This window comes from Stenotrophomonas sp. 28608_Sma (assembly GCF_056486185.1).
In genome coordinates this window covers 4,211,815-4,234,271 of record NZ_CM151308.1, presented here as the reverse complement: position 1 = coordinate 4,234,271, position 22,457 = coordinate 4,211,815, and the positions used below count along the sequence as shown (strand labels likewise).

At 68.0% G+C, this 22,457-nt stretch carries 24 protein-coding genes; 12 read left to right on the top strand and 12 right to left on the bottom strand.

The annotated features are described in order from the left end of the window. The first annotated feature begins 58 nt into the window (after positions 1-58). From frmR to ACZLHH_RS19975, 5 genes are all read left to right on the top strand, one after another. Positions 59-334 carry a formaldehyde-responsive transcriptional repressor FrmR gene (gene frmR, locus ACZLHH_RS19995; protein WP_005411009.1) on the top strand — a complete coding sequence of 92 codons (276 nt, stop codon included), beginning with the start codon at positions 59-61 and terminating at the stop codon, positions 332-334. A 66-nt stretch (positions 335-400) separates the two neighbouring features. After that, positions 401-1,510: an S-(hydroxymethyl)glutathione dehydrogenase/class III alcohol dehydrogenase gene (locus ACZLHH_RS19990; RefSeq protein ID WP_012512082.1), complete on the top strand. Its 1,110-nt coding sequence runs from the start codon at positions 401-403 to the stop codon at positions 1,508-1,510. Between the two features lie 8 nt (positions 1,511-1,518). Next, a complete protein-coding gene (locus ACZLHH_RS19985; RefSeq protein WP_012512081.1) occupies positions 1,519-1,878 on the top strand; it encodes a YqcC family protein in 360 nt (119 codons plus the stop codon). A gap of 63 nt (positions 1,879-1,941) precedes the next feature. Then, positions 1,942-2,772, top strand: a complete 831-nt coding sequence (gene fghA / locus ACZLHH_RS19980; RefSeq protein ID WP_006384580.1) for an S-formylglutathione hydrolase — start codon at positions 1,942-1,944, stop codon at positions 2,770-2,772. Between the two features lie 186 nt (positions 2,773-2,958). Continuing rightward, a complete protein-coding gene (locus tag ACZLHH_RS19975) occupies positions 2,959-4,404 on the top strand; it encodes a GGDEF domain-containing protein (protein ID WP_180845157.1) in 1,446 nt (481 codons plus the stop codon). Positions 4,405-4,458: 54 nt separating this feature from the next. Here the strand turns inward: ACZLHH_RS19975 and ACZLHH_RS19970 are convergent, their stop codons facing one another. Continuing rightward, entirely contained in the window at positions 4,459-4,929 is a 471-nt protein-coding gene (locus ACZLHH_RS19970) for a hypothetical protein (RefSeq protein WP_049400257.1), read from the bottom strand. A gap of 5 nt (positions 4,930-4,934) precedes the next feature. Beyond that, entirely contained in the window at positions 4,935-5,381 is a 447-nt protein-coding gene (locus tag ACZLHH_RS19965) for a universal stress protein (RefSeq protein WP_071229624.1), read from the bottom strand. 141 nt (positions 5,382-5,522) lie between these two features. Between ACZLHH_RS19965 and ACZLHH_RS19960 the strand changes: the two genes are divergently transcribed. The 4 genes from ACZLHH_RS19960 to ACZLHH_RS19945 all read left to right on the top strand — a co-directional run bounded on the left by ACZLHH_RS19960 (position 5,523) and on the right by ACZLHH_RS19945 (position 10,636). Beyond that, positions 5,523-6,440 (top strand): LysR family transcriptional regulator, encoded by a 918-nt coding sequence (locus ACZLHH_RS19960; protein ID WP_180845158.1) that lies wholly within the window; start codon positions 5,523-5,525, stop codon positions 6,438-6,440. A gap of 153 nt (positions 6,441-6,593) precedes the next feature. Further along, complete coding sequence (locus ACZLHH_RS19955) at positions 6,594-8,123, top strand: MFS transporter (RefSeq protein WP_032129878.1); 1,530 nt, start codon at positions 6,594-6,596, stop codon at positions 8,121-8,123. A 21-nt stretch (positions 8,124-8,144) separates the two neighbouring features. Next, entirely contained in the window at positions 8,145-9,227 is a 1,083-nt protein-coding gene (locus ACZLHH_RS19950; RefSeq protein ID WP_180845159.1) for an HlyD family secretion protein, read from the top strand. Beyond that, positions 9,224-10,636 (top strand): efflux transporter outer membrane subunit, encoded by a 1,413-nt coding sequence (locus ACZLHH_RS19945; RefSeq protein WP_180845160.1) that lies wholly within the window; start codon positions 9,224-9,226, stop codon positions 10,634-10,636. Before ACZLHH_RS19950 ends, ACZLHH_RS19945 begins: the two co-directional genes overlap by 4 nt. Positions 10,637-10,780: 144 nt before the next feature. Here the strand turns inward: ACZLHH_RS19945 and ACZLHH_RS19940 are convergent, their stop codons facing one another. From ACZLHH_RS19940 to ACZLHH_RS19915, 6 genes are all read right to left on the bottom strand, one after another. Then, complete coding sequence (locus ACZLHH_RS19940; protein ID WP_081352368.1) at positions 10,781-11,344, bottom strand: DUF3916 domain-containing protein; 564 nt, start codon at positions 11,342-11,344, stop codon at positions 10,781-10,783. Positions 11,345-11,589: 245 nt separating this feature from the next. Continuing rightward, positions 11,590-11,928: a hypothetical protein gene (locus ACZLHH_RS19935; protein WP_005414449.1), complete on the bottom strand. Its 339-nt coding sequence runs from the start codon at positions 11,926-11,928 to the stop codon at positions 11,590-11,592. Between the two features lie 77 nt (positions 11,929-12,005). Beyond that, complete coding sequence (locus ACZLHH_RS19930; RefSeq protein ID WP_180845161.1) at positions 12,006-12,947, bottom strand: DegV family protein; 942 nt, start codon at positions 12,945-12,947, stop codon at positions 12,006-12,008. A gap of 95 nt (positions 12,948-13,042) precedes the next feature. Further along, positions 13,043-13,675, bottom strand: a complete 633-nt coding sequence (locus ACZLHH_RS19925) for a 2-hydroxychromene-2-carboxylate isomerase (protein ID WP_197573144.1) — start codon at positions 13,673-13,675, stop codon at positions 13,043-13,045. 20 nt (positions 13,676-13,695) lie between these two features. Then, positions 13,696-14,958: an amidohydrolase family protein gene (locus ACZLHH_RS19920; protein WP_180845163.1), complete on the bottom strand. Its 1,263-nt coding sequence runs from the start codon at positions 14,956-14,958 to the stop codon at positions 13,696-13,698. Then, the gene (locus ACZLHH_RS19915) at positions 14,958-16,367 is read right to left on the bottom strand and encodes an amidohydrolase (RefSeq protein ID WP_180845164.1); all 1,410 of its coding nucleotides are present in this window, start codon (positions 16,365-16,367) and stop codon (positions 14,958-14,960) included. The genes ACZLHH_RS19920 and ACZLHH_RS19915 overlap by 1 nt, the downstream gene beginning before the upstream one ends. A gap of 152 nt (positions 16,368-16,519) precedes the next feature. Between ACZLHH_RS19915 and ACZLHH_RS19910 the strand changes: the two genes are divergently transcribed. Both ACZLHH_RS19910 and ACZLHH_RS19905 read left to right on the top strand, forming a co-directional pair. After that, positions 16,520-17,296: an AMP nucleosidase gene (locus ACZLHH_RS19910; RefSeq protein ID WP_005414446.1), complete on the top strand. Its 777-nt coding sequence runs from the start codon at positions 16,520-16,522 to the stop codon at positions 17,294-17,296. A gap of 43 nt (positions 17,297-17,339) precedes the next feature. Next, positions 17,340-17,879, top strand: a complete 540-nt coding sequence (locus ACZLHH_RS19905; RefSeq protein ID WP_006384394.1) for a DUF924 family protein — start codon at positions 17,340-17,342, stop codon at positions 17,877-17,879. Positions 17,880-17,956: 77 nt separating this feature from the next. On the opposite strand, the gene grxD is transcribed toward ACZLHH_RS19905, so the two are convergent. Beyond that, the gene (grxD, locus tag ACZLHH_RS19900; RefSeq protein WP_049421809.1) at positions 17,957-18,883 is read right to left on the bottom strand and encodes a Grx4 family monothiol glutaredoxin; all 927 of its coding nucleotides are present in this window, start codon (positions 18,881-18,883) and stop codon (positions 17,957-17,959) included. 59 nt (positions 18,884-18,942) lie between these two features. Between grxD and ACZLHH_RS19895 the strand changes: the two genes are divergently transcribed. Next, entirely contained in the window at positions 18,943-19,722 is a 780-nt protein-coding gene (locus ACZLHH_RS19895; protein ID WP_180845165.1) for a polysaccharide deacetylase family protein, read from the top strand. A 69-nt stretch (positions 19,723-19,791) separates the two neighbouring features. On the opposite strand, the gene ACZLHH_RS19890 is transcribed toward ACZLHH_RS19895, so the two are convergent. The 3 genes from ACZLHH_RS19890 to ACZLHH_RS19880 are packed head-to-tail and all read right to left on the bottom strand — an operon-like array spanning position 19,792 to position 22,411. Beyond that, positions 19,792-20,511 (bottom strand): class I SAM-dependent methyltransferase, encoded by a 720-nt coding sequence (locus ACZLHH_RS19890; protein WP_180845166.1) that lies wholly within the window; start codon positions 20,509-20,511, stop codon positions 19,792-19,794. Positions 20,512-20,515: 4 nt separating this feature from the next. Beyond that, positions 20,516-21,133 carry an SGNH/GDSL hydrolase family protein gene (locus tag ACZLHH_RS19885; protein ID WP_071229632.1) on the bottom strand — a complete coding sequence of 206 codons (618 nt, stop codon included), beginning with the start codon at positions 21,131-21,133 and terminating at the stop codon, positions 20,516-20,518. Positions 21,134-21,136: 3 nt separating this feature from the next. After that, positions 21,137-22,411 (bottom strand): pyridoxal phosphate-dependent aminotransferase, encoded by a 1,275-nt coding sequence (locus ACZLHH_RS19880; protein WP_032129867.1) that lies wholly within the window; start codon positions 22,409-22,411, stop codon positions 21,137-21,139. Positions 22,412-22,457 lie beyond the last annotated feature (46 nt).

The window sequence follows — 22,457 nt, the reverse complement described above, 5'->3', positions numbered from 1 at the left end:
GCTTCATTCGCCCCTGTGTGTATACTATCCCCCAGTATAGTTCCAAGGTGGCCCCGCCATGCCGCACTCCCCCGAAGAGAAGAAGAAGGTCCTGGCCCGCGTGCGCCGTATCCGCGGCCAGTGCGATGCGCTGGATCGCGCGCTGGAAGCCGGTGCCGACTGCGGGCCGGTGCTGCAGCAGATCGCCGCCATCCGTGGCGCGGTCAACGGCCTGATGTCCGAGGTGATGGAGGCCCATCTGCGCGAGGAGTTCGGCCAGCCTGCGGCCTCCGATGAACAGCGCGCCGAACGCGTGCGCGACATGAGCGCGTTGATCCGCTCGTACCTGAAATAAGCATCGGCGCCATATCCCGCCGATCATCCTGCCATTCCCTTTCCGCCTGATCCTGGAGAAGCCACCATGAAGTCCCGTGCCGCCGTCGCCTTTGGTCCCGGCCAGCCGCTGCAGATCGTCGAGATCGACGTCGCCCCGCCGAAGAAGGGCGAGGTGCTGGTCAAGATCACCCACACCGGTGTCTGCCATACCGATGCTTTCACCCTGTCCGGCGATGATCCGGAAGGCCTGTTCCCGGTGGTGCTGGGCCATGAAGGCGCCGGCATCGTGGTGGAGGTCGGTGAGGGCGTGACCAGCGTCAAGCCCGGCGACCACGTGATTCCGCTGTACACCGCCGAGTGTGGCGAGTGCCTGTTCTGCAAGAGCGGCAAGACCAACCTGTGCGTGTCGGTGCGTGCCACCCAGGGCAAGGGCGTGATGCCCGACGGCACCAGCCGCTTCAGCTACAACGGCGAGCCGCTGTACCACTACATGGGTTGCTCGACCTTCAGCGAGTACACCGTGGTGGCCGAAGTCTCGCTGGCGAAGATCAATCCGGACGCGAACCCGGAGCACGTCTGCCTGCTCGGTTGTGGCGTCACCACCGGCATCGGCGCGGTGCACAACACCGCCAAGGTGCAGGAGGGCGACAGCGTGGCGGTGTTCGGCCTGGGTGGCATCGGCCTGGCGGTGATCCAGGGTGCGCGCCAGGCCAAGGCCGGTCGCATCATCGCGGTGGACACCAACCCGTCCAAGTTCGAACTGGCGCGCGAATTCGGCGCCACCGACTGCATCAACCCGAAGGACTACGACAAGCCGATCCAGCAGGTCATCGTCGAGATGACCACCTGGGGCGTGGACCACAGCTTCGAGTGCATCGGCAACGTCAACGTGATGCGCGCGGCGCTGGAATGCGCGCACCGTGGCTGGGGCCAGAGCGTGGTGATCGGCGTGGCCGGTTCGGGCCAGGAGATCTCCACCCGTCCGTTCCAGCTGGTGACCGGGCGCAAGTGGATGGGCACTGCCTTCGGCGGCGTGAAGGGCCGCAGCCAGTTGCCGGGCATGGTGGAGGACGCGATGAAGGGCGATATCGAACTGGCACCGTTCGTCACCCACACCATGGACCTGGACAAGATCAACGAAGCCTTCGACCTGATGCACGAAGGCAAGTCGATCCGTTCGGTGGTCCACTACTGAGCCGCGTCATGGGCTGGCTTGATGCCCTGCGCCGGCCGCGTGCGGAAGACCCGCGCGCGGCTCTGGTGGTTCCGATCGAGCAGGCGTTGCGTGCGCTTGGCTGGGTAGTGGGGGAGGTGGGGCCACCGCGTGCGGTGACCTCGGCCTTCGGCAGCGACGATGGCATGCCGTTCGAGCAGTGGCTTGCGCAGGTATTCCTGCCGCGCCTTCATGAGGCGCGCGCGGCCGGTCAGTGGCCGCCGCGCAGCGATGTGGCCGTGGCGGCCTGGCGCAATCTTGATGGCCAGCCTGGCGTCGAATCGTTGCTGCGCCTGCTGGCGCAGCTGGATGAACGGATCAACAAAGGCATCCACGCCGCGCGTGGATAAGCCGACCAAGGTCGGCATCTACCAGAAGCACGCGTGCGCTGACGCGCCGCGCAGGAGAGCACCATGGAACGTATTGAACACCGCGCCTGTTTCGGCGGCTGGCAGGACGTCTACCGGCATCATTCCACCACGCTGGGCTGCGACATGCAGTTCGCCGTGTACCTGCCGCCGCAGGCGGAAACGCAGAAACTGCCGGTGCTGTACTGGCTGAGCGGGCTGACCTGCACCGAGCAGAACGTCATCACCAAGGCGGGCGCGCAGCGCTACGCGGCCGAGCATGGCGTGATCATCGTCGCGCCCGATACCAGCCCACGCGGCGATGACGTGGCCGATGCCGAGGGCTATGACCTGGGCAAGGGGGCGGGGTTCTACCTCAATGCCACCCGTGCACCGTGGGCGAAGCACTACCGCATGCACGACTACGTGGCGCAGGAACTGCCGGCACTGATCGAGGCGAATTTCCCGGTCACCGATGCGCGCGGCATCAGCGGCCACTCGATGGGCGGTCACGGTGCGCTGGTGATCGCGCTGCGCAACCCGGGGCGCTACCGCAGCGTGTCGGCGTTCTCGCCGATCGTTGCGCCCAGCCACGTGCCGTGGGGGCAGAAGGCCTTCCACGCCTACCTGGGCGACAACCCGGCGGACTGGGCGCAGTGGGATGCCAGCGAACTGGTCGCCGTGGCCACTGAGCGCCTGCCGTTGCTGGTCGACCAGGGCGAGGCGGACGAATTCCTGCAGACCCAGCTGCAACCGCAGCGCCTGCAGCAGGCCTGTGATGCCGCCGGCCATCCGCTGACCCTGCGCCTGCAGCCGGGCTACGACCACAGCTACTACTTCATCGCCAGTTTCATCGGCGAGCACATCGCCCACCACGCCCGCGCCCTGCACGGCTGACGGCTTTCCGGTAGTGCCGGCCGCTGGCCGGCAACCTGCAGCCCTGTGATTCCCCGGGATTGCCGGCCAGCGGCCGGCACTCCCATGGCGGGGCACGCGAAGTGTCGTATTGCCGTATTGGATCACGTGGCCGTGGCGCGGGCGGGGCTATCGTGCGTCCATACGGCCTTGCGGATCGGGGGATGCATGCCGGTAGTGCTGGCGCTGCTGTATGTGCTGTGCCACGGCCTGGTCGTGGCCCTGTGGCCGGGTCCGGCCGGTGCGGGTTCCTTCGTGTTCCTCACGGGCGCCCCGTTGCTGGCGGCGGCGGCCTGCCTGCGGCGGGCGCGCCGCGACCGTGCCGCGCTCGGCTGGCGCGCCACCGCCCTGGCGCTGCTGCTCTGGGCGGGTGGCATGGCCGTCAACATGATCGATGCGCTCGGTGCCGGCCGTGCCGATGTCACGCCGCAGGCCAGCCTGTTCCTGTATGTGCTGTACGGCGTGCCGCTGGTGTTCATCCTGGCCCGTGCACGCCGTGAGCGGCTGAGCATCAGCCTGATCGACGCGGCGATGGCCGCGTTGCTGGGCGTGCTGTTCTTCGTGCATGCGCAGTCGTTCGCCGCGCGCGTCGACATCGACGACCACGCGTTGTCCAACATGCAGCGCATGTTCGATATCCAGAATCTGTGCATTGCCGGGTTCGCGGTGGTGCGCTGGCTGGTGGGCGACGTTCCGGAGCGGCGCAACTTCTTCCGCGCGCTGGCGATCTACGCGGTGGGCTACCTGATGGTGGCGTACTACATCAACCACTACACCTCGGAACAGTCCTTCGGTGCCTACAACGATCTGCTGATCGACCTGCCGTTCCTGCTGCTGGCGTTGCTGGCGATGAGCCAGGCGCCCGCGCCGACGTTCGTGATGCACCCGAGGCTGGGCAGAACGGTGCAGGCGGCGGGGCCGATGATCCTGCCATTGCTGCTGCTGGTGGTCGGTACCCTGGTGGTCGACCATGCGCGGCCGCTGGCGGTCACTGGCTTCGTGGTGGCAACGCTGGGCTTCGGCGTGCGCAGCATCCTGCTGCAGGTGGACCTGATGGAACGGCAGGCATCGCTGGACCAGCTCGCTCGGCAGGATGGCCTGACCGGTGTGGCCAACCGGCGCGAGTTCGATGCACTGCTGCTGGCGGAATGGAACCGTGCGCGGCGCAGCGGCAGCGAGCTGGGGCTGCTGTTGCTGGACATCGACCATTTCAAGGTCTTCAACGACCGCCACGGACATCCGGCCGGGGACCGCTGCCTGCAGGCCGTGGCCAAGGTCCTGAAGATCAGTGCCGGCCGTGCCGGTGACAGTGTTGCCCGTTACGGCGGCGAGGAATTTGCGGTGATCGTGCCCGGAAGCCCGCTGTCGGGCGTGCTGGCGCTGGCCGAGCGCCTGCGTGAGGCGGTGGCGGCGCTGCCACTGCCGGAAGGGTCGGTCAGTATCAGCATCGGCGTGGGCTACCTGCACCCGCCGGCTCTGGCCAGCGCGGATCAGTTGCTGGCGGATGCCGATGCCGGCCTGTACGCCGCCAAGCGTGCCGGTCGCAACCAGGTGATCCTGCATGCGCACGTGCTCGACGACGAAGGCAGTGCGCACGGCAGGATGGATTGCTGAGCGCGCCGGGTGCCCGGTCCCCGTGCGTGATTGCGCACGGGCGGCGCGGCCGGGTCAGCGCTGCCGCAACCAGCCAGTGGGATCGAGCAGCCTCAGCCCGACCGGTGACAAAGAGCGCTGGCGCAACGGCAGGTTTGCCGCCTGCACGGCCATCGCACAGCGCGCCAGCTGCTGGCGCAACGGTGCCAGCGTGTCATCTTCGCGCGGGCGTGCATGCCGCCACTGGGCGATGCGCAGCAGGCAGACCAGCAGGTCCAGTTCGCTGGCCGCGATGAACGGTGAGCCAGCGGGCAGCAGGTCGATCGGGGCGGTGGGCGTGGCCAGCAGCGGCAGCAGGCCGACGAACGCGTCGCAGCCTTCGGGATCAATACCGAGGCTGCTCAGCTGGGCGAGTCCATCGGCCTGTTGATCAGGATCGTGCAGCTGGCGTATCGCCGCCAGCAGTGCCTGTTCGCCGCGGCCGAACTGGCGGCCGAAGGCGCGGTAGTTGACGCGGGTGGGAAACAACGGGGAACGGGAGGCCATGGTTGCTAGGGTCGTGGGTCGCGGGTTTCCACCAGCACGGGACAGGGCGCGTGGTCGATGGTCCATTGCCCGATCGAGGGTTCGAACAGGCGTTCCAGGCGGGACAGGTGGCGGTGGCCGATGACGATCAGGTCGCACTTCAGGCGCCGGGCCTGCTCGCTGATCACTTCGCCCGGGTCACCCGAGGGAATCTGCGCGATGGCGTCGACGCCGCGCTCGCGCAGCTCGGCCAGGGCTTCGGCCAGCACCGCTTCGGCCCGCGAGCGCTGGCGGGCGGCTTCCGGGTACTCGATGCGGTCGGCTTCGCTGGCATCGGCCGCCAGCGCGAATTCGGGGTCGAGCACGCACAGCAGGTGCAGGCGGCTGTGGGGGCCGGCGATGGCTGCGGCCAGGTCCAGCACGCGTGCGTGCTGGGGGCCACCGTCCAGGGCGACCAGCAGGGTATTGAACATGGATGTCTCCTTGGCAGGCCGGGGATGGTCGCCGATGTCACTGCGCGCACCCATGCCGTGCGCGGCAGTCAATGAATGCGTAAAACGCAATCCGCTGTGGTTACAAGTGTCGTAGAGTCATCTGATTTACTGGAGACTGTCATGCCCCTGCCGGACCTGAACCTGTTGCTGGCACTGGACGTGCTGATTGACGAATGCAGCGTGGCCGCCGCCGCGCGGCGGATGAACCTGAGCGCGCCGGCGATGAGCCGTACCCTGGGCCGGATCCGCACCGCGCTGGGCGACCCGGTGCTGGTGCGTGCCGGCCGCGGTCTGGCCCCCACGCCCCGCGCGCTGCAGCTGCGTGAGCAGGTCCGCGATGTGATCGAGCAGGCCCACCGTGTGTTCAACGCCGGTCGCGAGATCGACCTGCGCACCCTGGAACGCACCTTCAATGTCCGCGCCAACGATGTCTTCATCGGTGGATTCGGCGGACGCCTGCGTGAACTGTTCCGCCAGCAGGCGCCGCGCGCGGTACTGCGCTTCGTGCCCGAGGGCGATACCGACGACGACGCGATGGCGCAGGGCCGGATCGACCTGTACATCAGCACCGCGGGCAAGCATGCACCCGATACCAAGGTGCAGAACCTGTTCAGTACCTCGTTCATGGGCGCCGCGCGCGAAGATCATCCGTTGTTCGATGAGGAGATCAGCGCCGAGCGTTTTGCTGCCTGCGACCACATCGCGGTGTCGCGGCGGGGGCTGCCGCGTGGCCCGATCGATGACGACCTGGCCACGCTGGGCCTGCAGCGGCGGGTGGCGCTGATCAGCCCGACCTTCCACGGCGCGATCTTCGCTGCCGCCGAGTCGGACCTGATCCTGCCGCAGATGCCGAGCGTGATGCTGGAGCGGATCGTCAGCATGCGCCTGCCGCTGCGCCTGTTCCCGCTGCCGATCCCGGTGCGCACCGCCGCCATCGTCCAGGCCTGGCATCCACGCCTGGACAACGACGCCGCCCACCAGTGGCTGCGGCGCTCGATCAAGACCATGTGCGAAAGCGCAGGGGGGGCCCCGCGCTGACATCTGCATGCGTGCGCCTGGCGCACGCCTGGGATGCGGGCTGCGCCATTTTTCGCAGGGTACCAGCTCCCTAGACTGCGCTCCCCGGAGTTTCACTGAGCGCATTCCAATGACCCCCAACATGCCGTGCACTGCACGGATCGGTGCCCGGCGATGAGTACGCCGGCCGCCGCTGTCCCGGCCGCTGCTGCGCCCCGTCCTGCCGCCGCCCCCGGGCTCGACCGCCGCGTTCTGGTCGGCCTGTGTGGCGTGCTGCTGGCGGTGCTGGTGTCGGGCTTCAACGAGAACATCACCAAGGTCGCCCTGGCCGACATCCGTGGTGCGATGGGTTTCAGCGTCGATGACGGCAGCTGGATCGTCGCCCTCTACAGCGCGATGTCGGTCAGCGCGATGGCCTTCGCCCCGTGGTGTGCCGCCACCTTCTCGCTGCGCCGCTTCGCGCTGGCGATGATCGGTGGCTTCATGGTGCTGGGCGTGCTCTGCCCGCTTGCGCCGAACCTGCAGGTGTTCCTGCTGCTGCGCGCGCTGCAGGGGCTGTGTGGTGGTGCGCTGCCGCCGCTGCTGATGAGCGTGGCACTGCGCTTCCTGCCGCCCGGCATCAAGCTGTATGGCCTGGCGGGCTACGCGTTGACCGCTACCTTCGGCCCGAGCATGGGCACGCCGCTGGCCGCGTTCTGGGTCGAGCAGGTGGGCTGGCACTGGGCGTTCTGGCAGATCGTGCCGTACTGCCTGGCCGCCATGGCGATGGTCAGCTGGGGCCTGCCGCAGGACCCGCTGCGGCTGGAGCGTTTTGCCCAGTTCGATGGCGTGGGTCTGGCGCTGGGCCTGCCGGCGCTGGTGCTGCTGGTGCTGGGCCTGGTGCAGGGCCCGCGCCTGAACTGGTTCGACTCGCCGATGATCACCCTGATGATCGGTGGCGGCGCCGGCCTGATGGTGCTGTTCATGATCAATGAATGGTTCCACCCGCTGCCGTTCTTCAAGCTGCAGCTGCTGGCCAACCGCAACCTCAGCTACTCGCTGGTGACGCTGGGCGGCGTGCTGTTCGTGCTGCTGGCAGTGATCTCGATTCCCTCCGGTTTCCTGGCCAGCGTGCAGGGCTACCGGCCATTGCAGACCGCACCGATGCTGCTGTGGGTGGCGCTGCCACAGGTGATCGCACTGCCGTTGGTGGCGGCGTTGTTGAACATCCGCGCAGTGGATTGCCGCTGGGTGCAGGCCACCGGCCTGGCGATGCTGGCGCTGGCCTGCTGGCTGGGCTCGCACCTGGATGTGGCCTGGATCCGCGACAACTTCCTGTGGGTACAGCTGCTGCAGGTATTCGCCCAGCCGATGGCGGTGTTGCCGCTGCTGATGCTGGCCACTGGCGGGCTGGCACCGCAGGACGGTCCGTTCGCCTCGGCGTGGTTCAACACGGTCAAGGGCTTTGCTGCCGTGCTCGCCAGCGGCGTGCTGGATGCCGTCGCCCAGGGCCGCCGTCATTTCCATTCCACCGTGCTGGTCGACCGCCTCGGCGAGCAGCCGTGGCTGGCCGAGGGCCCGCAGCTGGGTGCGCGCCTGCATGCACAGGTGCAGGCGCTGACCTCGGCCGACCTGTACTGGGTGGTCGCGCTGGTGGCGCTGGCCTTCATTCCCCTCATTGCCTGGATGCCCACCCGCATCCATCCGCCACGTGCCGTGGCCTGAACCTTTCGCAGGAACCCCCTCATGACGATCAATCGAACCACTCTCAATACCGGCCTGGGCCTGGGCGTGCTGGCCCTGGCCATCGGTGCCTGGCTGCTGCTGCGCGACGGCGGTCACCAGACCACCAACAATGCCTATGTCGTTGCCGACTACACGCTGGTTGCGCCGAAGATTCCCGGCTTTGTCAGTGCCGTGGAAGTCGAGGACAACCAGTCGGTGAAGGCTGGCGACGTGCTTGCCCGCATCGACGACCGCGACTACCAGGTGGCCCTGCAGGCGGCCCGTGCCGACCTCGCCAACGCCCGTGCACAGCTGGCCAACGCGCAGGCCGCACTGGCCCAGCAGGACTCGCTGATCGAACAGGCCAAGGCCAGCGTCGATGTCAGCCGTTCCGAACTGACCCTGGCCAGCGCCGACCAGCAGCGCTACCGCGAACTGGCCCGTGACGGTGCCGGTACCGTGCAGAACGCACAGCAGGCGCAGTCGAAGCAGGCCGTGGCCAGTGCGCATCTGCAGCAGGGCCAGGCCGCGCTGTCGACCGCACGCCAGCGCACCGACATCCTCAGCGCGGGCGTGCAGGCTGCACAGGCGGCGGTGCAGCGTGCGGAAGCGGCGCAGGCGCGCGCCGAACTGGATCTGTCGCACACCGTGCTGCGCGCACCGATCGATGGCATGGTCGGTCGCCGCGCGGTGCGCGTGGGTGCCTACCTGACGCCGGGTACGCCGGTGGCCGCGGTGGTGCCGCTGAAGCGCGCCTTCGTGGTCGCCAACTTCCAGGAAACGCAGATGACCCGCATGCAGGCCGGCCAACAGGTCGAGCTGAAGGTGGACGTGTTCCCGGGCAAGCCGCTGCGCGGGCACATCGACAGCATCGCACCGGCCACCGGCGTCACCTTCGCCGCCGTCGCACCGGAAAACGCCACCGGCAACTTCACCAAGGTGGTGCAGCGCATTCCCGTCAAGATCGTGCTGGAACCCGGCCAGCCACTGCTGGACCAGCTGCGTGCCGGCATGTCGGTGGAAGCCAGTGTTGACCTGGGCAGCCGCGCCCGCGCGCAGAGCGTGCAGCACAGTCCGGGCCACAAGAGCGGGGAGGGTGCATGAGCGCAGTCACCCTGTTCCGCACCTTCGTTGCGGCCAGCCTGTGCACGGCCCTGGCTGCCTGCACGATGGGTCCGGACTTCGTACGCCCGCAGGCGGAACTGCCCAACCACTGGCAGGGTGAGGCGGTCGCCGGCAACGCCATCGACCAGGACGCGGCCTGGTGGGCCGGCTTCGACGATCCATTGCTGGGGCAGCTTGCCGGCCAGGTGCTCGCGGCCAACCTGGACCTGCAGCTGGCGGCCAACCGCGTGCAGCAGAGCCGCGCCGCGCGTGGCATCACCGCCGCCGATCGCCTGCCCGGCGTCAGCGCGAGCGCCAGTGGCGTGCGTGCACGCAACAGCGAGGTGGGCCTGAATGATCCGTCCGGCAACGGCGGCCGTGATGACTACGGGCTGTTCCAGGCCGGCATCGGCCTGAGCTGGGAACTGGACCTGTGGGGGCGTGTGCGCCGCCAGGTGGAAGCGGCCGACGCACGCGTGCAGATCGCCGAGGAGGATGCACACGCGGTGCGCATCGCGCTGCTGGCGGAAACCGCGCGTGATTACCTGCAGCTGCGCGCGACGCGGCAGCTGCTGGCGATCACCGAGGACAACCTCAGCATCGCCCTCGACATGAAGCGCCTGACCGAGGCACGCCAGCAACAGGGCGTGGCCAGCACGCTGCAGGTGTCCAGCGCGTCCGCGCAGGTGGCATCGCTGCAGGCCCGCATCGCGCCGCTGCGGCATCGTGAATCGCAGCTGCGCAATGCGCTGGCGTTCCTGCTGGCGCAGCCGCCGCAGGCGCTGGACGCGCAGCTGCAGGATGCACGCCGTGACTGGCCGGCGCTGCCGGCCGTAGCGGTGGGGTTGCCCAGCGAACTGGCCGAGCGTCGCCCGGACATCCGTCGTGCCGAAGCGGCACTGCATGCGGCAACGGCCGGCATCGGCGTGGCCAAGGCCAGTTTCCTGCCGCGCATCACCTTGAATGGCGACGCTGGGTTCCAGGCCAAGCAGCTGGATGATCTGGATGGGTGGAACGCGCACCGCTTCAGCATCGGGCCGTCCATCAGCGTACCGATCTTCCAGGGCGGGCGGCTGAAGGCCAACCTCGCGCTGAGCAGGCTGCAGCAGCAACAGTCGGTGCTGCAGTTCCGCCGTACCGTGCTGCGGGCCTGGCATGAAGTGGACGACGCCATCGATGGCTATGCCGCCGAGCAGCAGCGCACGGTGCAGCTGCATGTGGCGGTGGACGAGAGCGAGAGCGCACTGGGCGCGGCGCGCCGGCAGTACCAGGCTGGCGTGGTCGACATGCTGGATGTGCTGACCACCCAGCGCATCGCGCTGGACAACCAGGCTGCACTGGCCAACAGCCAGGCCACCGCCGCGATCGCGCGTGTAGAGCTGTACCGCGCGCTGGGCGGAGGCTGGTAGCGATAGGGAAACGCCGGGCCATGCCCGGCGGTTCGTCGGTAGTTGCCAACCTTGGTCGGCAGTTCTTTTGGAGCGCCAACCAAGGGTGGCGTCTACCAGAGCCCGTCGTGCGCCGGGCCACGTGCTGTGGACCCGGTGGACGCATCAACACCGGTCCGCTACCTCGCCGTAAAACCAGTATTCCTGTTCCAGACCGTCATCGTGGTCGGTGGGAGGAATGCTGACCTGCACACCTCGCTCCTCAACGCCTTGGGGTAGGACGAGCTGCCATTCGGCGGAAAGACTGCGCGAGGTGATGGCGGTGACCTGGCCATCCGCTGTCGAGGCGACGTGGCCCTGGAAGTACGCTTCGTCCAGGTAAAGGCAAATCTCGCTGGAGAACATCCCTGGCTGGGCGATGCAGCAGGTTACCCGCACAGTAGCTTGTGAAGCGGGCCGCGACTGGATCAGATTTGCGCAGGCGCTGATGAGCGATTGGGCGCAGGCACGCTGGATTCTCAGGGTGGTGGCCGGGCCTTCGATCAGACCGGCTCGGGTCGGAACCTTGTAGTTCCAGTAGCGAGCTTGACTGCCCAACTCCTCTGGCGAGGGAAACGCACCACTGAAGCAGTCAGCCCAATGCTGCAGGTCGCGTAGTCGGCGTGGGGCATCACGCAGCTTCTTCTCGCCGCGCGTACCCGGCCGGGTGATGGCATCTCTGTTTCTCATTCCCACAGTGTGCCAGCCACATGCGCGGCGGGTTGGAAAGCGCCAACCGAGGTTGGCATCTACCGGAGCAGCCCTCGGAAGCGCCGGGCCATGTCCGGCGGCGCGTCAGTAGTGGCCAACCTTGGTTGGCAGCCGTTTGTGCAAGCGCCAACCAAGGTTGGCGTCTACCAGAGCATGGTCATCGGCACCGGGTCGATCACGACACGGGCACGGTAGCGCCGGGCCATGCCCGGCGGGCGGGTGCCTCAACGCACGTCGCGCAGTTCCCAGTGGCTGCCGGCCAGCAGGCGCAGGCGCTGCTTGAACACGTCACTGTCGATGCGGGTGGTGGCCACCAGATTGATGCGCAGGTCCTTCTGCTCGCCGGTCACGGTGGCGTCCGGATCGGTCACGCCCCACTGCGGTTCCACCGCGTCCGGGTCGGGCTGCTTGGCCTTCCAGCGCTCGAACAGCGTGCCGCTGCGCAGGGCATCCTGCAGCTCTTCAGCGAAACCGGCGGCGCCCTGCGAATGGAAGGACAGGTCAGGGTCATTGCCGCGGGCCTTGGACGGGTCGGGCAGGCTGATGTGGTACTGCGCAGGCATGGAGTTCTCCTTGAAGTGCGGGAAGACTGGCACAACCGCGGTGGAATCGATGTGCAGATCCGCGCCGCGTCGGGGCCTCACTCGAACCGATGCGGCCCATCGGCGAAGCCCACGGTGACCGCGCCCTTGCCGACGTTGACCATGCCGGTCAGGCTCATCACCGATTCGTACACGGTCACGCCATGGGTGGCGCAGACCTCTTTCAGCTGTGCATAGCCGGGCAAGGTGCGCAGCTCTTCCAGCTCACCGCCGTAGCTGACGCACACCGTCGGTGTCATCAGCCCGGCGCGTACGCGCTGGCCAACTACCGCGAACAACTTCTGCACGGCGTTGTCGAAGCCCTTGATCTTGGCCACCGGTCCGGTCTCGCCGCGGTAACCGTGCAGCACCGGCTTGATGTCCAGCGCACTGCCCAGTGCGGCGCTGAGCAGGCCGACACTGCGGTCGCCCTTGTGCCGCGCACGCGCGCGCATGTAGTACAGGTCACGGGTGACCATGTAGCCGTGCACGTTGCCGGCCAGTTCCTCCAGCCGCTCGCGGATCTGCTGCACGCTGGCGTTGCTGTCGCGCAGGCGCACCGCTTCCACTGCGGTCACCGCCTGCGCGGCGAACAGGTTCTGGGTGTCGAGCACGCGCAGCGCGAACGGCGAGTTGTAACCCGCCGCCTGCCGCACCGGCTTGTAGTCGTTGAGGATGGCGAAGCTGGCCTGCAGCGCGTTGTCATGGATGGGGCTGCGGGTCTTGGTGATGGTCATGCAGAACACGTGGTCGTAATCGATCACCAGCTGCTGCAGGAACAGGTCGCGGATCTGGTTGACGCTGAAGGGGATGGTTTCCGCTTCAGCACCGTGTTCGGCCACGTGCGCGTGCAGGAAGCTCAGTGTGGCCTGTTCATCGCGATGATCGGCCAGCACGGCTTCGCCGATGCGGACGGTGATCGGCAGCAGCACGATGTTGTGCTCGGCAATGAAGTCCTGCGGCAGGTCGCAGGCCGAGTCGACGACGATTCCGATGCGCATCCGCGGCTCCCCCTCCAGGGCGGTTGTAGGTTCGGAAACGTGAAATCTATCTCAAATCCCAGCCAGGCGCGCGAGGGAAACGCGCCACGCCCTGTTCAGCGACTGCGCTGCACCGCCACCGGCAGGCTGTCCAGGCGTTGCCATTCGGGCTGCTGCAGCAGGGCAGGATCGGCCAGCACGGCCGCCATCAGCGGATGGGCGTCGTTGCCCCAGAACAGTTCCTGGTCGATGGCCAAGGTCGGGACCCCGAACACCCCGGCGCCAATTGCGGCCTCTGTGTTACGGCGCAGCTGCTCCTTCACCGCCGGGTCGGCGATGGCGCTGGCGACATCGTCAATACCCAGCTGTGCGGCCGGTTCGCGCAGGGCGTCAGGGCTGTCGGCCGCGTTGCCGTCGCGCCAGATCCAGTCGAACAGGACGTCCACCGCCTGCACGCTGGCACCCGCGGCCAGGCACAGGCGCAGGGCGGGCAGCGGGTTGAACGGATGGCCGGGCGGGAATCGCAGCGGTGTGCCCTCGGCCTGCGCGGTCCACAACAGCTGGCGGTAGATGAAGCGGCGCTTGGCCGGAATCTCGGCCGGCCCGAGGTTGCCCAGGTGATGCAGCACCGCACCGAAGGCGATCGGCACGGTCTGGATCTGCGCGAACTGCGGCAGCTGCTTCAGCTTCTGCCAGTGCAGGTAGGAGTAGGGCGAGATGAGGTCGAAGTACCAGCGCAGTGTCGCCATCGGTGTGTCCTCGTGTGCGGTCAGGGCTGCGCGTTGCGCTGCAGGTAGCGGTCACGCAGTTCGGTCTGGCGCGAGCGCATCGGCATCGCACGGCCGCCCAGCCAGACCTGCTCGGCATAGTGCGCCACGTCCAGCGGATCGCCCTCCCACAGCACCAGGTCGGCGCGCTTGCCGGGCTCGATGCTGCCGATCTGGTCGGCCACCCCGAACGCCTGTGCAGGCACCCGGGTCAGGCCGGCCAGGCCATCGGCCCACGGCAGGCCGTTGGCCACTGCGTTGCCGGCCAGCTGGCGCATCTTGCGCGCGTTGTGGGTGGCGTCGCCGCGCTGCACGAAGGAAACCGCCACGCCGGCACGCTGCAGGCGCGCGGCGTTTTCCAGGGTGGCGCCGATCTGGTCGAAGCTGGCCGGCAGGTTGGCCAGCACGTCAACGAACACCGGCACCTGTGCGGCGGCCAGCTCCGGCGCGACCTGCCAGGCTTCGCTGGCACCGGCAATGGCGATCTTCACCTTCTCGCGTGTGGCCCAGCGCAGCAGCTGGCGGATGTCCGAGGCACGATCCACCTCCACCACGATGCGGCCCTGGCCGGCCAGGTAGCGACTGAGTGTGCGGCGCCCGGCCGGGGTCAACAGCGCGTGCGGCGAATCCACAGCAACCTGGCCGCGTGCTTCGTCGACCATCTGTTGCAGCAGCATCCATTGCGCGGCGCGCGAATGGCCGGTCAGTTCGGAGGCGGCCGCGCCGATGCGCAGGAACAGGGCACGCGGTCCGATCGGGTCGGCGCTGCCGTCCAGCCGCATCACGCCGCCCTGGCCGGCCACGAAACCACCACCGGTGGCTGCCCCCAATGCAGTGAAGCCGATGCCTTCCAGGCGCGTGACCGGAATCAGCACCGAGGCCGGGTTGTAGGCGAGGGTGACGTCGAATTCCGGGCGCAGCGGCTGCTCACCGAGCTTCAACGAACTGTCCACCGTGCTCGATTCACCGGAAACTTCTTCGATGCCAGTCTCGGTGATGCCACCGAACAGTGCCGGCGTCAGGGGACGGCCATTGGCCTCGACCACGCTGGCGCCGGCCGGCGCCGACAGGCCGTTGCCCACCGCGCGGATGATGCCGCCCTGCACCAGCACATCGGCGTTCTGCAGGCTGCCACGTGCGCTGGCGGTGTGCACCGTTGCGTTGCGCACCAGCAGGTCCTGCGCCGAGGCTGCGGTTGTCATCAACAACAGCGCAACCAAGGTAGCGCCGGGCCATGCCCGGCGACGCTTGTTCAACACGCCCATCAGCGCACCTCCTGGCCAAGCTGGAAATCAGAACGCGGCGGCGCTGCCGGTGCACTGCGGTCGTACAACCTGCGGCCATCAATGAAGACCTGCTCGGCCAGCGCATACGAACTGAAGGGGTTGCCGTTCCAGACCACCACGTCGGCCATCTTGCCGGCCTCCAGGGTGCCGGTCTGGCCTTCAATGCCCAGCGCCTTGGCGGCGTTGGCGGTCATCCAGGTGATGGCGTGTTCAGGCGTGATCTCCGGCATGCGCGCGCGGCGCGCGGACGCCATCACCTTGGCTGCTTCCTGGTTCAGGCGCTGGATGCCCTCGGGTGAATCGGAGTGGACGATGGCGCAGCTGTTCTTCGGCCGGTCGACCAGCGCGATGTTCTCCGGGATGCCGTCGAAGGCTTCCATCTTGAAGCCCCACCAGTCGGCCCACAGCGCACCGCAGACGCCGTCGGCGGCCAGCCGGTCGGCCAGCTTGTAGGCCTCCACGCCATGGTGGAACGCAGCGACCTTGAAACCGAACTCCTTGGCCAGGTCGAGCATGGTGGCCATCTCGTCGGCGCGGTAGCAGTGGATGTGCACGCGGATGTCGCCTTCGATCGCGCCGGCCAGCGTGTCCAGCTTGAGATCGCGCTTGCCGCCGGCATCACCGGCGCTGTCGCCCTTGTCACTGCCGAACCAGCCCTTGCGCTTGGCTGGCTTCGGCTTGTTCTTGGCGATGTAGTCGGCGGCATCGATGAAGGCGGCGCGGTAGCCGGCCACGTTGCCCATGCGCGTGGCAGGTGCAACGCCCTTGCCTTCGCCATAGACGCGCTTGGGGTTCTCGCCGCAGGCCATTTTCAGGCCCCACGGCGCACCGGGGAACTTCATCGCCTGGTAGGTGATGGCCGGGACGTTCTTCAGCGTCACGCCGCGGCCACCGACAAGGTTGGCCGAACCCGGCAGCACCTGCATGCTGGTCACGCCGCCGGCCAGCGCGGTGGCGAAGCCCGGGTCCTGCGGCCACACCGAATGTTCGGCCCAGACGTTGGCGGTGACCGGTGCGGTCATCTCGTTGCCGTCGCTGTGCGCACCGACGCCCGGGCTGGGATACACGCCCAGGTGCGAATGCACGTCGATCAGGCCCGGAGTGACCCACTTTTCTTGTGCATCAATGCGGGTGACGCCCGCATCGGCCTGCAGCTGGCGGCCGACGGCAACGATGCGGCCGTCGCGCAGCAGCACATCGGCGTTGTCCAGGCGCTGGCCGGTACCGGTCAGCACGGTGGCGTTCTGGATCAGTACCGGCGCATCGGGATGGGCCTGGTAGGTGCTGGGGTAGGGATCGGCGACGAAGCGCGAGGCGCCCACCGCCGGAGCCGTACTCAATGAAAGCAGCGCCAGGGCCACCCCGGCGCGCAACAACGTCGATGCCATGCAGTTCCCCTTGCAACCTGGTCCAACCGCCGACGCTAGCCCGGTGGTGGCGGGCTTGCCAAGTGACCTTCTTCACAGGACGGTCGACGGCGGCTCGACTGCACCGGCCGGGTGGCCGAAAATACCCGGTCCCCCGCCGTACCGGACCGCCCATGAAAAGCAAGCAGGAAATCGTCGACAACTGGCTGCCCCGGTATACCGGCGTGCCTCTGGACCAGTTCGGCCAGCACATCCTGCTGACCAACTTCGGCGGCTACCTGCATACCTTTTCCGAGCTGACCGGTGCGCCGGTCATCGGCCTGGACCGGCCGATGGCAAGCGCCACGATCGACGGCATCACCATGATCAACTTCGGCATGGGCAGCCCCAATGCCGCGATCATCATGGACCTGCTGTCGGCGGTGATGCCCAAGGCGGTGCTGTTCCTGGGCAAGTGCGGTGGCCTCAAGCGCAAGAACCAGCTGGGCGACCTGGTGCTGCCGATCGCTGCGATCCGTGGCGAGGGTACCTCGGGAGACTACCTGCCGCCGGAAGTGCCGGCGTTGCCGGCGTTCGCGCTGCAGCGTGCGGTCTCGACCATGATCCGCGACCTCGGCCACGACTACTGGACCGGTACCGTCTACACCACCAACCGCCGGGTCTGGGAGCACGACGAGGCCTTCAAGGAGCGGCTGCGGGCGATGCGCTGCATGGCCATCGACATGGAAACGGCCACGGTGTTCGCCGCCGGCTTCGCCAACCACATCCCCAGCGGCGCGCTGCTGCTGGTTTCGGACCAGCCGATGATCCCGGACGGGGTCAAGACCGAGGCCTCCGATGCCAAGGTCAGCTCCCAGTTCGTGGAAAACCATATCCAGATCGGCATCGAGGCGCTTAAGCTTATCCGGCGCAACGGCAAGTCGGTCCGCCACCTGCGCTTCGACGAATGATGATGAAGGCCGGGCGCGGGGCGTCCGGGCCTGGGAGTAGGTAATGGACGTTGCCGCGCAAGTGGTGGAATTCTGGAAGGAGGCGGGCCCTGCGAAGTGGTTCGCCCGCGACGACGCGTTCGACGCGCAGTTCCGCCAGTTGTTTCTGGATGAGCATTTCGCCGCCGCTTCGCGCGGGCGCGAGCATTGGCTGGGCAGTGCCGAAGGGGCGCTGGCCCTGATGCTGCTGCTGGACCAGTTCCCGCGCAACTGCTTCCGGGGCACTGCCCATTCCTACGCCACCGATGGCCTGGCCCGGCATTACGCCATGCGTGCCATCGAGGAGGGCCTGGACCTGCAGCTGGTGCCGAAGCTGCGCGCCTTCATCTACCTGCCGTTCGAGCACTCCGAGGATCCGCTGGACCAGGACCGCTCGGTGGCGATGTTCGACGTGCTGGGTGACAAGGAATACCTGCAGTACGCCGAACTGCACCGCGACATCATCCGCCGCTTCGGTCGCTTCCCGCATCGCAACGCCGTGCTGGGCCGCATCCCCACGCCGGAAGAACTGGATTACCTGGCCGAAGGCGGGTTCGCCGGCTAAGAAAAAGGGGACGGAGGGAATTAAGTCGTTTTTGCCACAAACGACTTAATTCCCTCCGTCCCCTTTTTCAGTGCCGATCAGTACTTCGGCACGCCGTTGTCCACGTCTTCCGACCAGGCGTTGATGCCGCCGGTGACGTTGAACACCTTGGTGAAGCCGAGGGCGCGGAACTGCTCGGCGGCCTGCGCGCTGCGGCCACCGTGGTGGCACATGAAGGCCAGTGCGGTGTCCTTCGGCAGGGCCTCCAGCGCGGCGCGGCCGTTGCCGTCGAAGCTCTTGAACGGTACGCCGACGGCTGCGATGGCGCGCTCGTCGGCCGGGCGCACGTCCACCAGGGTGATGTTGCCGGCACGCACCAGGTCGTCGGCGTCGCGCACGCTGATTTCCTGCACCGGCTTGGGCGCGTTCGGGTTGTCGATCGCCAGGCCCTTGCCGCGGATGTCGTCCACCCAGTCGATGGTGATGCCGTTGGCGCGACGCGCGCTGGCCAGGTCGAACTGCACGCGCAGGCCGTTGGACTCGGCGGCAATCGCGCCTTCGTCGTGCGGGGCCAGCTGGAAGTTCGGCTGGAAACCGGCGTCGATGGACAGCTGCAGGGCAGCGCCCGGAGCATCGGCCAGCGCGCCCTTGAGCATTTCCACGGCGGCAGGAGTGACGGTGATGCTCGGCGGGGTACGGTCCGGCGCAGCCAGGCCCAGCACGCTGCTCAGCTCGCCGCTGGCGGCCATCTGCAGCACGATGTCGCTGCCGCCGACCAGTTCGCCGTCGATGTACAGCTGCGGGATGGTCGGCCAGTCGCCGTAGGCCTTGATGCCTTCACGGATTTCCTGGTCGGCCAGCACGTTGACGTGGGCGAACTCGACGCCGAGGTCCTGCAGGGCGCCCACGGCCTTGGCCGAGAAACCGCACTGCGGCATCGACGGCTGGCCCTTCATGAACAGCACGACGCGGTTGGCGTTGAGGATGGATTCGATGCGCGAACGCAGGGCGGGATCGAGGGACATGGACGTCGGGGTTCCGGGAATTCGAATCATCAATTCTAACCCCCATGGCATCATGGGGGATGAGCAACGCAGGAACATTGCATCGCATCCCGGCCCGCCCCTGGCGCTGGCTGCCCTGGCTGGTGGCGTCGCAGCTGGCCGTGATCCTGGTCTGGGCCCTGGCCGGCTGGCAGTGGGGGCTGCCGCTGATGGTGGCCAGCCACGCATTGTTCATGGTGCCGGTGTTCCTGCCCAACAGCCGCTTCTATGCGCCGGTGCTGAGCCGACTGCCGGAGGCCGGCAACACGGTATGGCTGACCATCGATGACGGCCCCGGTCCGGAAACCCGCGCCGTGCTCGACCTGCTGGACCGCCACCAGGCGCGCGCCACCTTCTTCCTGGTGGGCGAACGTGCGCTGGCACAGCCGGAACTGGTGCAGGAGATCCTGCGCCGTGGCCATGACCTGGGCAATCACAGCCACAGCCATCCGCAGGCGCGCTTCTGGCGGCTGGGCCCGGCGGCGATGCGCGCCGAGATCGAGGGCTGCCAGCATGCCCTGCAGGCGGTAAGCGGCCAGCCGGTGCGCTGGTACCGCTCGGTGGTGGGCATGACCAATCCGTTCGTGGCGCCGGTGCTGCAGCGGTTGGGGCTGGTCCGGGTAGGCTGGAGCGCGCGCGGCTACGACGGCGTCGGCTGCACGCCGGACGGCGTGCTGGCACGGCTGCTGCCAGACCTGTGCCCGGGTGCGATCGTGCTGCTGCACGAAGGTGCCGCCCATGGGCACAACCTGGTGATCATCGAGCGCGTGCTGCAGGCGCTGGACGAGCGCGGGCTGAAGGCGCAGCTGCCGGCCGGATAACCGGTAGCGCCGGGCCACGCCCGGCGAGCGCAGCGGCATGGATGGAATCCGCCGGGCGTGAGCTCGGCGCTACAACGAAGGGCGTTCGGCCACCAGCAGCCAGCTGTTGAACGGGGTACGCCCGTGCAGTGGCCGGGGCGACGTCACCTGCAATCCGGCCTCGATCAATGTCGCCTGCAACACCTGCGGATCGGGATAGTGGCGCGGTCGCGTGCCCATCCAGCCGATCAGCCAGGCCAGCCGGTCCGCCACCCGCGTGGTGCGGTCGCGGCCATCGCCGGTGGCCAGCGGCGTGCGCAGCAGCAGGCGGCCGCCGTGGGCCACCTGTGCGCTGGCCGCGCGCAGCAGTGCCTGCTGTGGGCCCGCGTCCAGGTACTGCAGCACGTCCAGCAGCAGGACGTGCCCGGCCTGCGCCGGCAGCGGCGCCTGCACATCCACGCAATCGAAGCGCACGTCATGCAGGTCGGCGGCAGCACGCTGCGCGCGGGTGATCTTGCCGGCATCCACGTCCACGCCCAGGTAATGCTGGGTACCGCCGCGCTGGCGCAGCACATGGGCGAACAGGCCCAGCCCGCAGCCCAGGTCCAGCACCGGCTGCCCATCGTCAGGCAGATGCTGCAGCACGCCGTCGTACAGCGGATCGCTGCCAAGTTTGCCGCGTGTGTAGTAGTAGTCGCGGCGGCTGCCCCAGGCCTGCGCTGGCCGGAATGCTTCTGCGATCGCGCGGGCCTGCGGGGCGGTCAGGGGCGTGCAGGGCAGGGGCGTGCCGTTCCGTGGCGTGCCGTCCATCGCCTCAGTCCGTTCCGCCAAGCAGATGCGCGGCCACCGGCAGAGCGCGCGCGCTCCACAGCGCATACATCCGCGCTGAAGGATGCAGGCCGTCCTCGGCAATCATCGTCGGGTCTTCGCCCTGCGCGCGGCTGATATCGGTGATGTCGACGAAGGCCACGCCCTGCTGGGTGCTGATCACCTCGGCAGCCGCATTGAACTCGTCGGTCTCGATCTCGATGGCGGCCAGGTCGCGGCCACTGCCGGCGCCGAACGGGGTCGCACCCCAATCGGGGAAGGACAGCACCAGCACGCGGCCGGCATCACCGCCAGCGAAACCGATGGCCCGCTGCAGCAGCGCCTGGAACTGGCTGCGGTATTCGTCCAGCGGACGCCCGCGGTACTGGTTGTTGACGCCGATCAGCAGGCTGACGAAATCGAACGGCCCCTGCGGCGCGGCCGCATCGATGCCCGCATCGAGTTCGTCGGTGGTCCAGCCGGTAGTCGCAATGGTCTGCGGATCGGACAGCTCAGTGCCCTGTGCACGCAGCGCGGCAGCCAGCTGGTGCGGCCAGCGGCCTTCGACTGCAACCGCTTCACCGATGGTGTACGAATCGCCCAGCGCCAGGTAGGACAGGGTCACAGGTCAGGCCACCGAACGGCGCGGCTTCAGCGGCACGACCTTGGTCGCGTCCTCGGCACGGCGGGCCAGGGCACGGTCAATGCGCGCGAATACATCGCGCATCACCGAGGCTTCCGGCATCAGGGTCACGCGGAAATGGTGGCGGTAGGGCACGTTGAAGCTCGAGCCCGGCACCACCAGCACGCCCTCGTTGTTCATCAGGTCCAGCGCGAAGTTGTGGTCGTCGAAGCCCTTCGCCGCAGCGCCGACCACGGCCGGGAACGCGTACAGCGCACCGGCCGGCGCGACCAGCGACAGGTGTTCGCTGGCTTCGCAGGCTTCGATCACCGCACGGCGGGTTTCGTACAGGCGGCCGCCCGGCGTGCACAGCTCGGAAATGGTGTCCGGGCCGTTCACCGCTGCCTCGATGGCGTACTGGCCCGGCACGTTGGCGCACAGGCGCAGCGCACCGAGCAGGTCCAGCGCCGCGCGGAAGTCACCCAGGCGGGCATCATCGCCGCTGAGGTGGGCCCAGCCCACGCGCCAGCCGCAGGCGCGGTGCACCTTGCTCAGGCCGCTGAAGGTCAGGCACGGATGATCACCGGCCAGCGGCGCGACCGGCTGGAACACCGCGTCGTCGTACAGGATCTGGTCGTAGATCTCATCAACCAGCAACAGCAGGTTGTGGCGGCGCGCGATCTCCACCACGCGCTCCAGCAGTTCGCGTGGGTAGCTGGCGCCGCTGGGGTTGTTCGGGTTGATCAGCACGATGGCGCGGGTGCGCGAGGACACCAGCGTCTCGATCTCGCTCGGGTCCGGCTGGAAGCCGTTCTCCGGTGCGCAGCGGTAGTACACCGGGCGGCCATCGTTGAGGATGGTCGAGGCCGACCACAGCGGGTAGTCGGGCGAGGGCACCAGCACTTCGTCGCCGGGATTGAGCAGCGCACGCAGCGACAGGTCGATCAGTTCGCTGACGCCATTGCCGAGGAAGACGCGGTCCGGGTGCGCATCGGGCGCGCCACGGCGGGCGTAGTAGCTGGCGATGGCTTCACGCGCGACCGGCAGGCCCTGCTGGTGCGTGTAGGGGTCGGTGCGGCCCATGTCGTCGGCGATCGCACGCTGAAGGTGCTCCGGCGCGCGGAAACCGAAGGCGCCGGGATTGCCGATGTTGAGCTTGATCAGCTTGCGGCCCTGCGCCTCCAGCTCCCGGGCTCGCCGCGCCAGTTCTCCGCGGATTTCGTAGCGCACTTCGGAAAGGCGCTCGCGGATGGCCAGGGGCTTGGGCGAGTTGGTGGACATGGGGGCTGGGCCGTCAAAAGGCATGGGGCTTCCATCCTACCGGAAT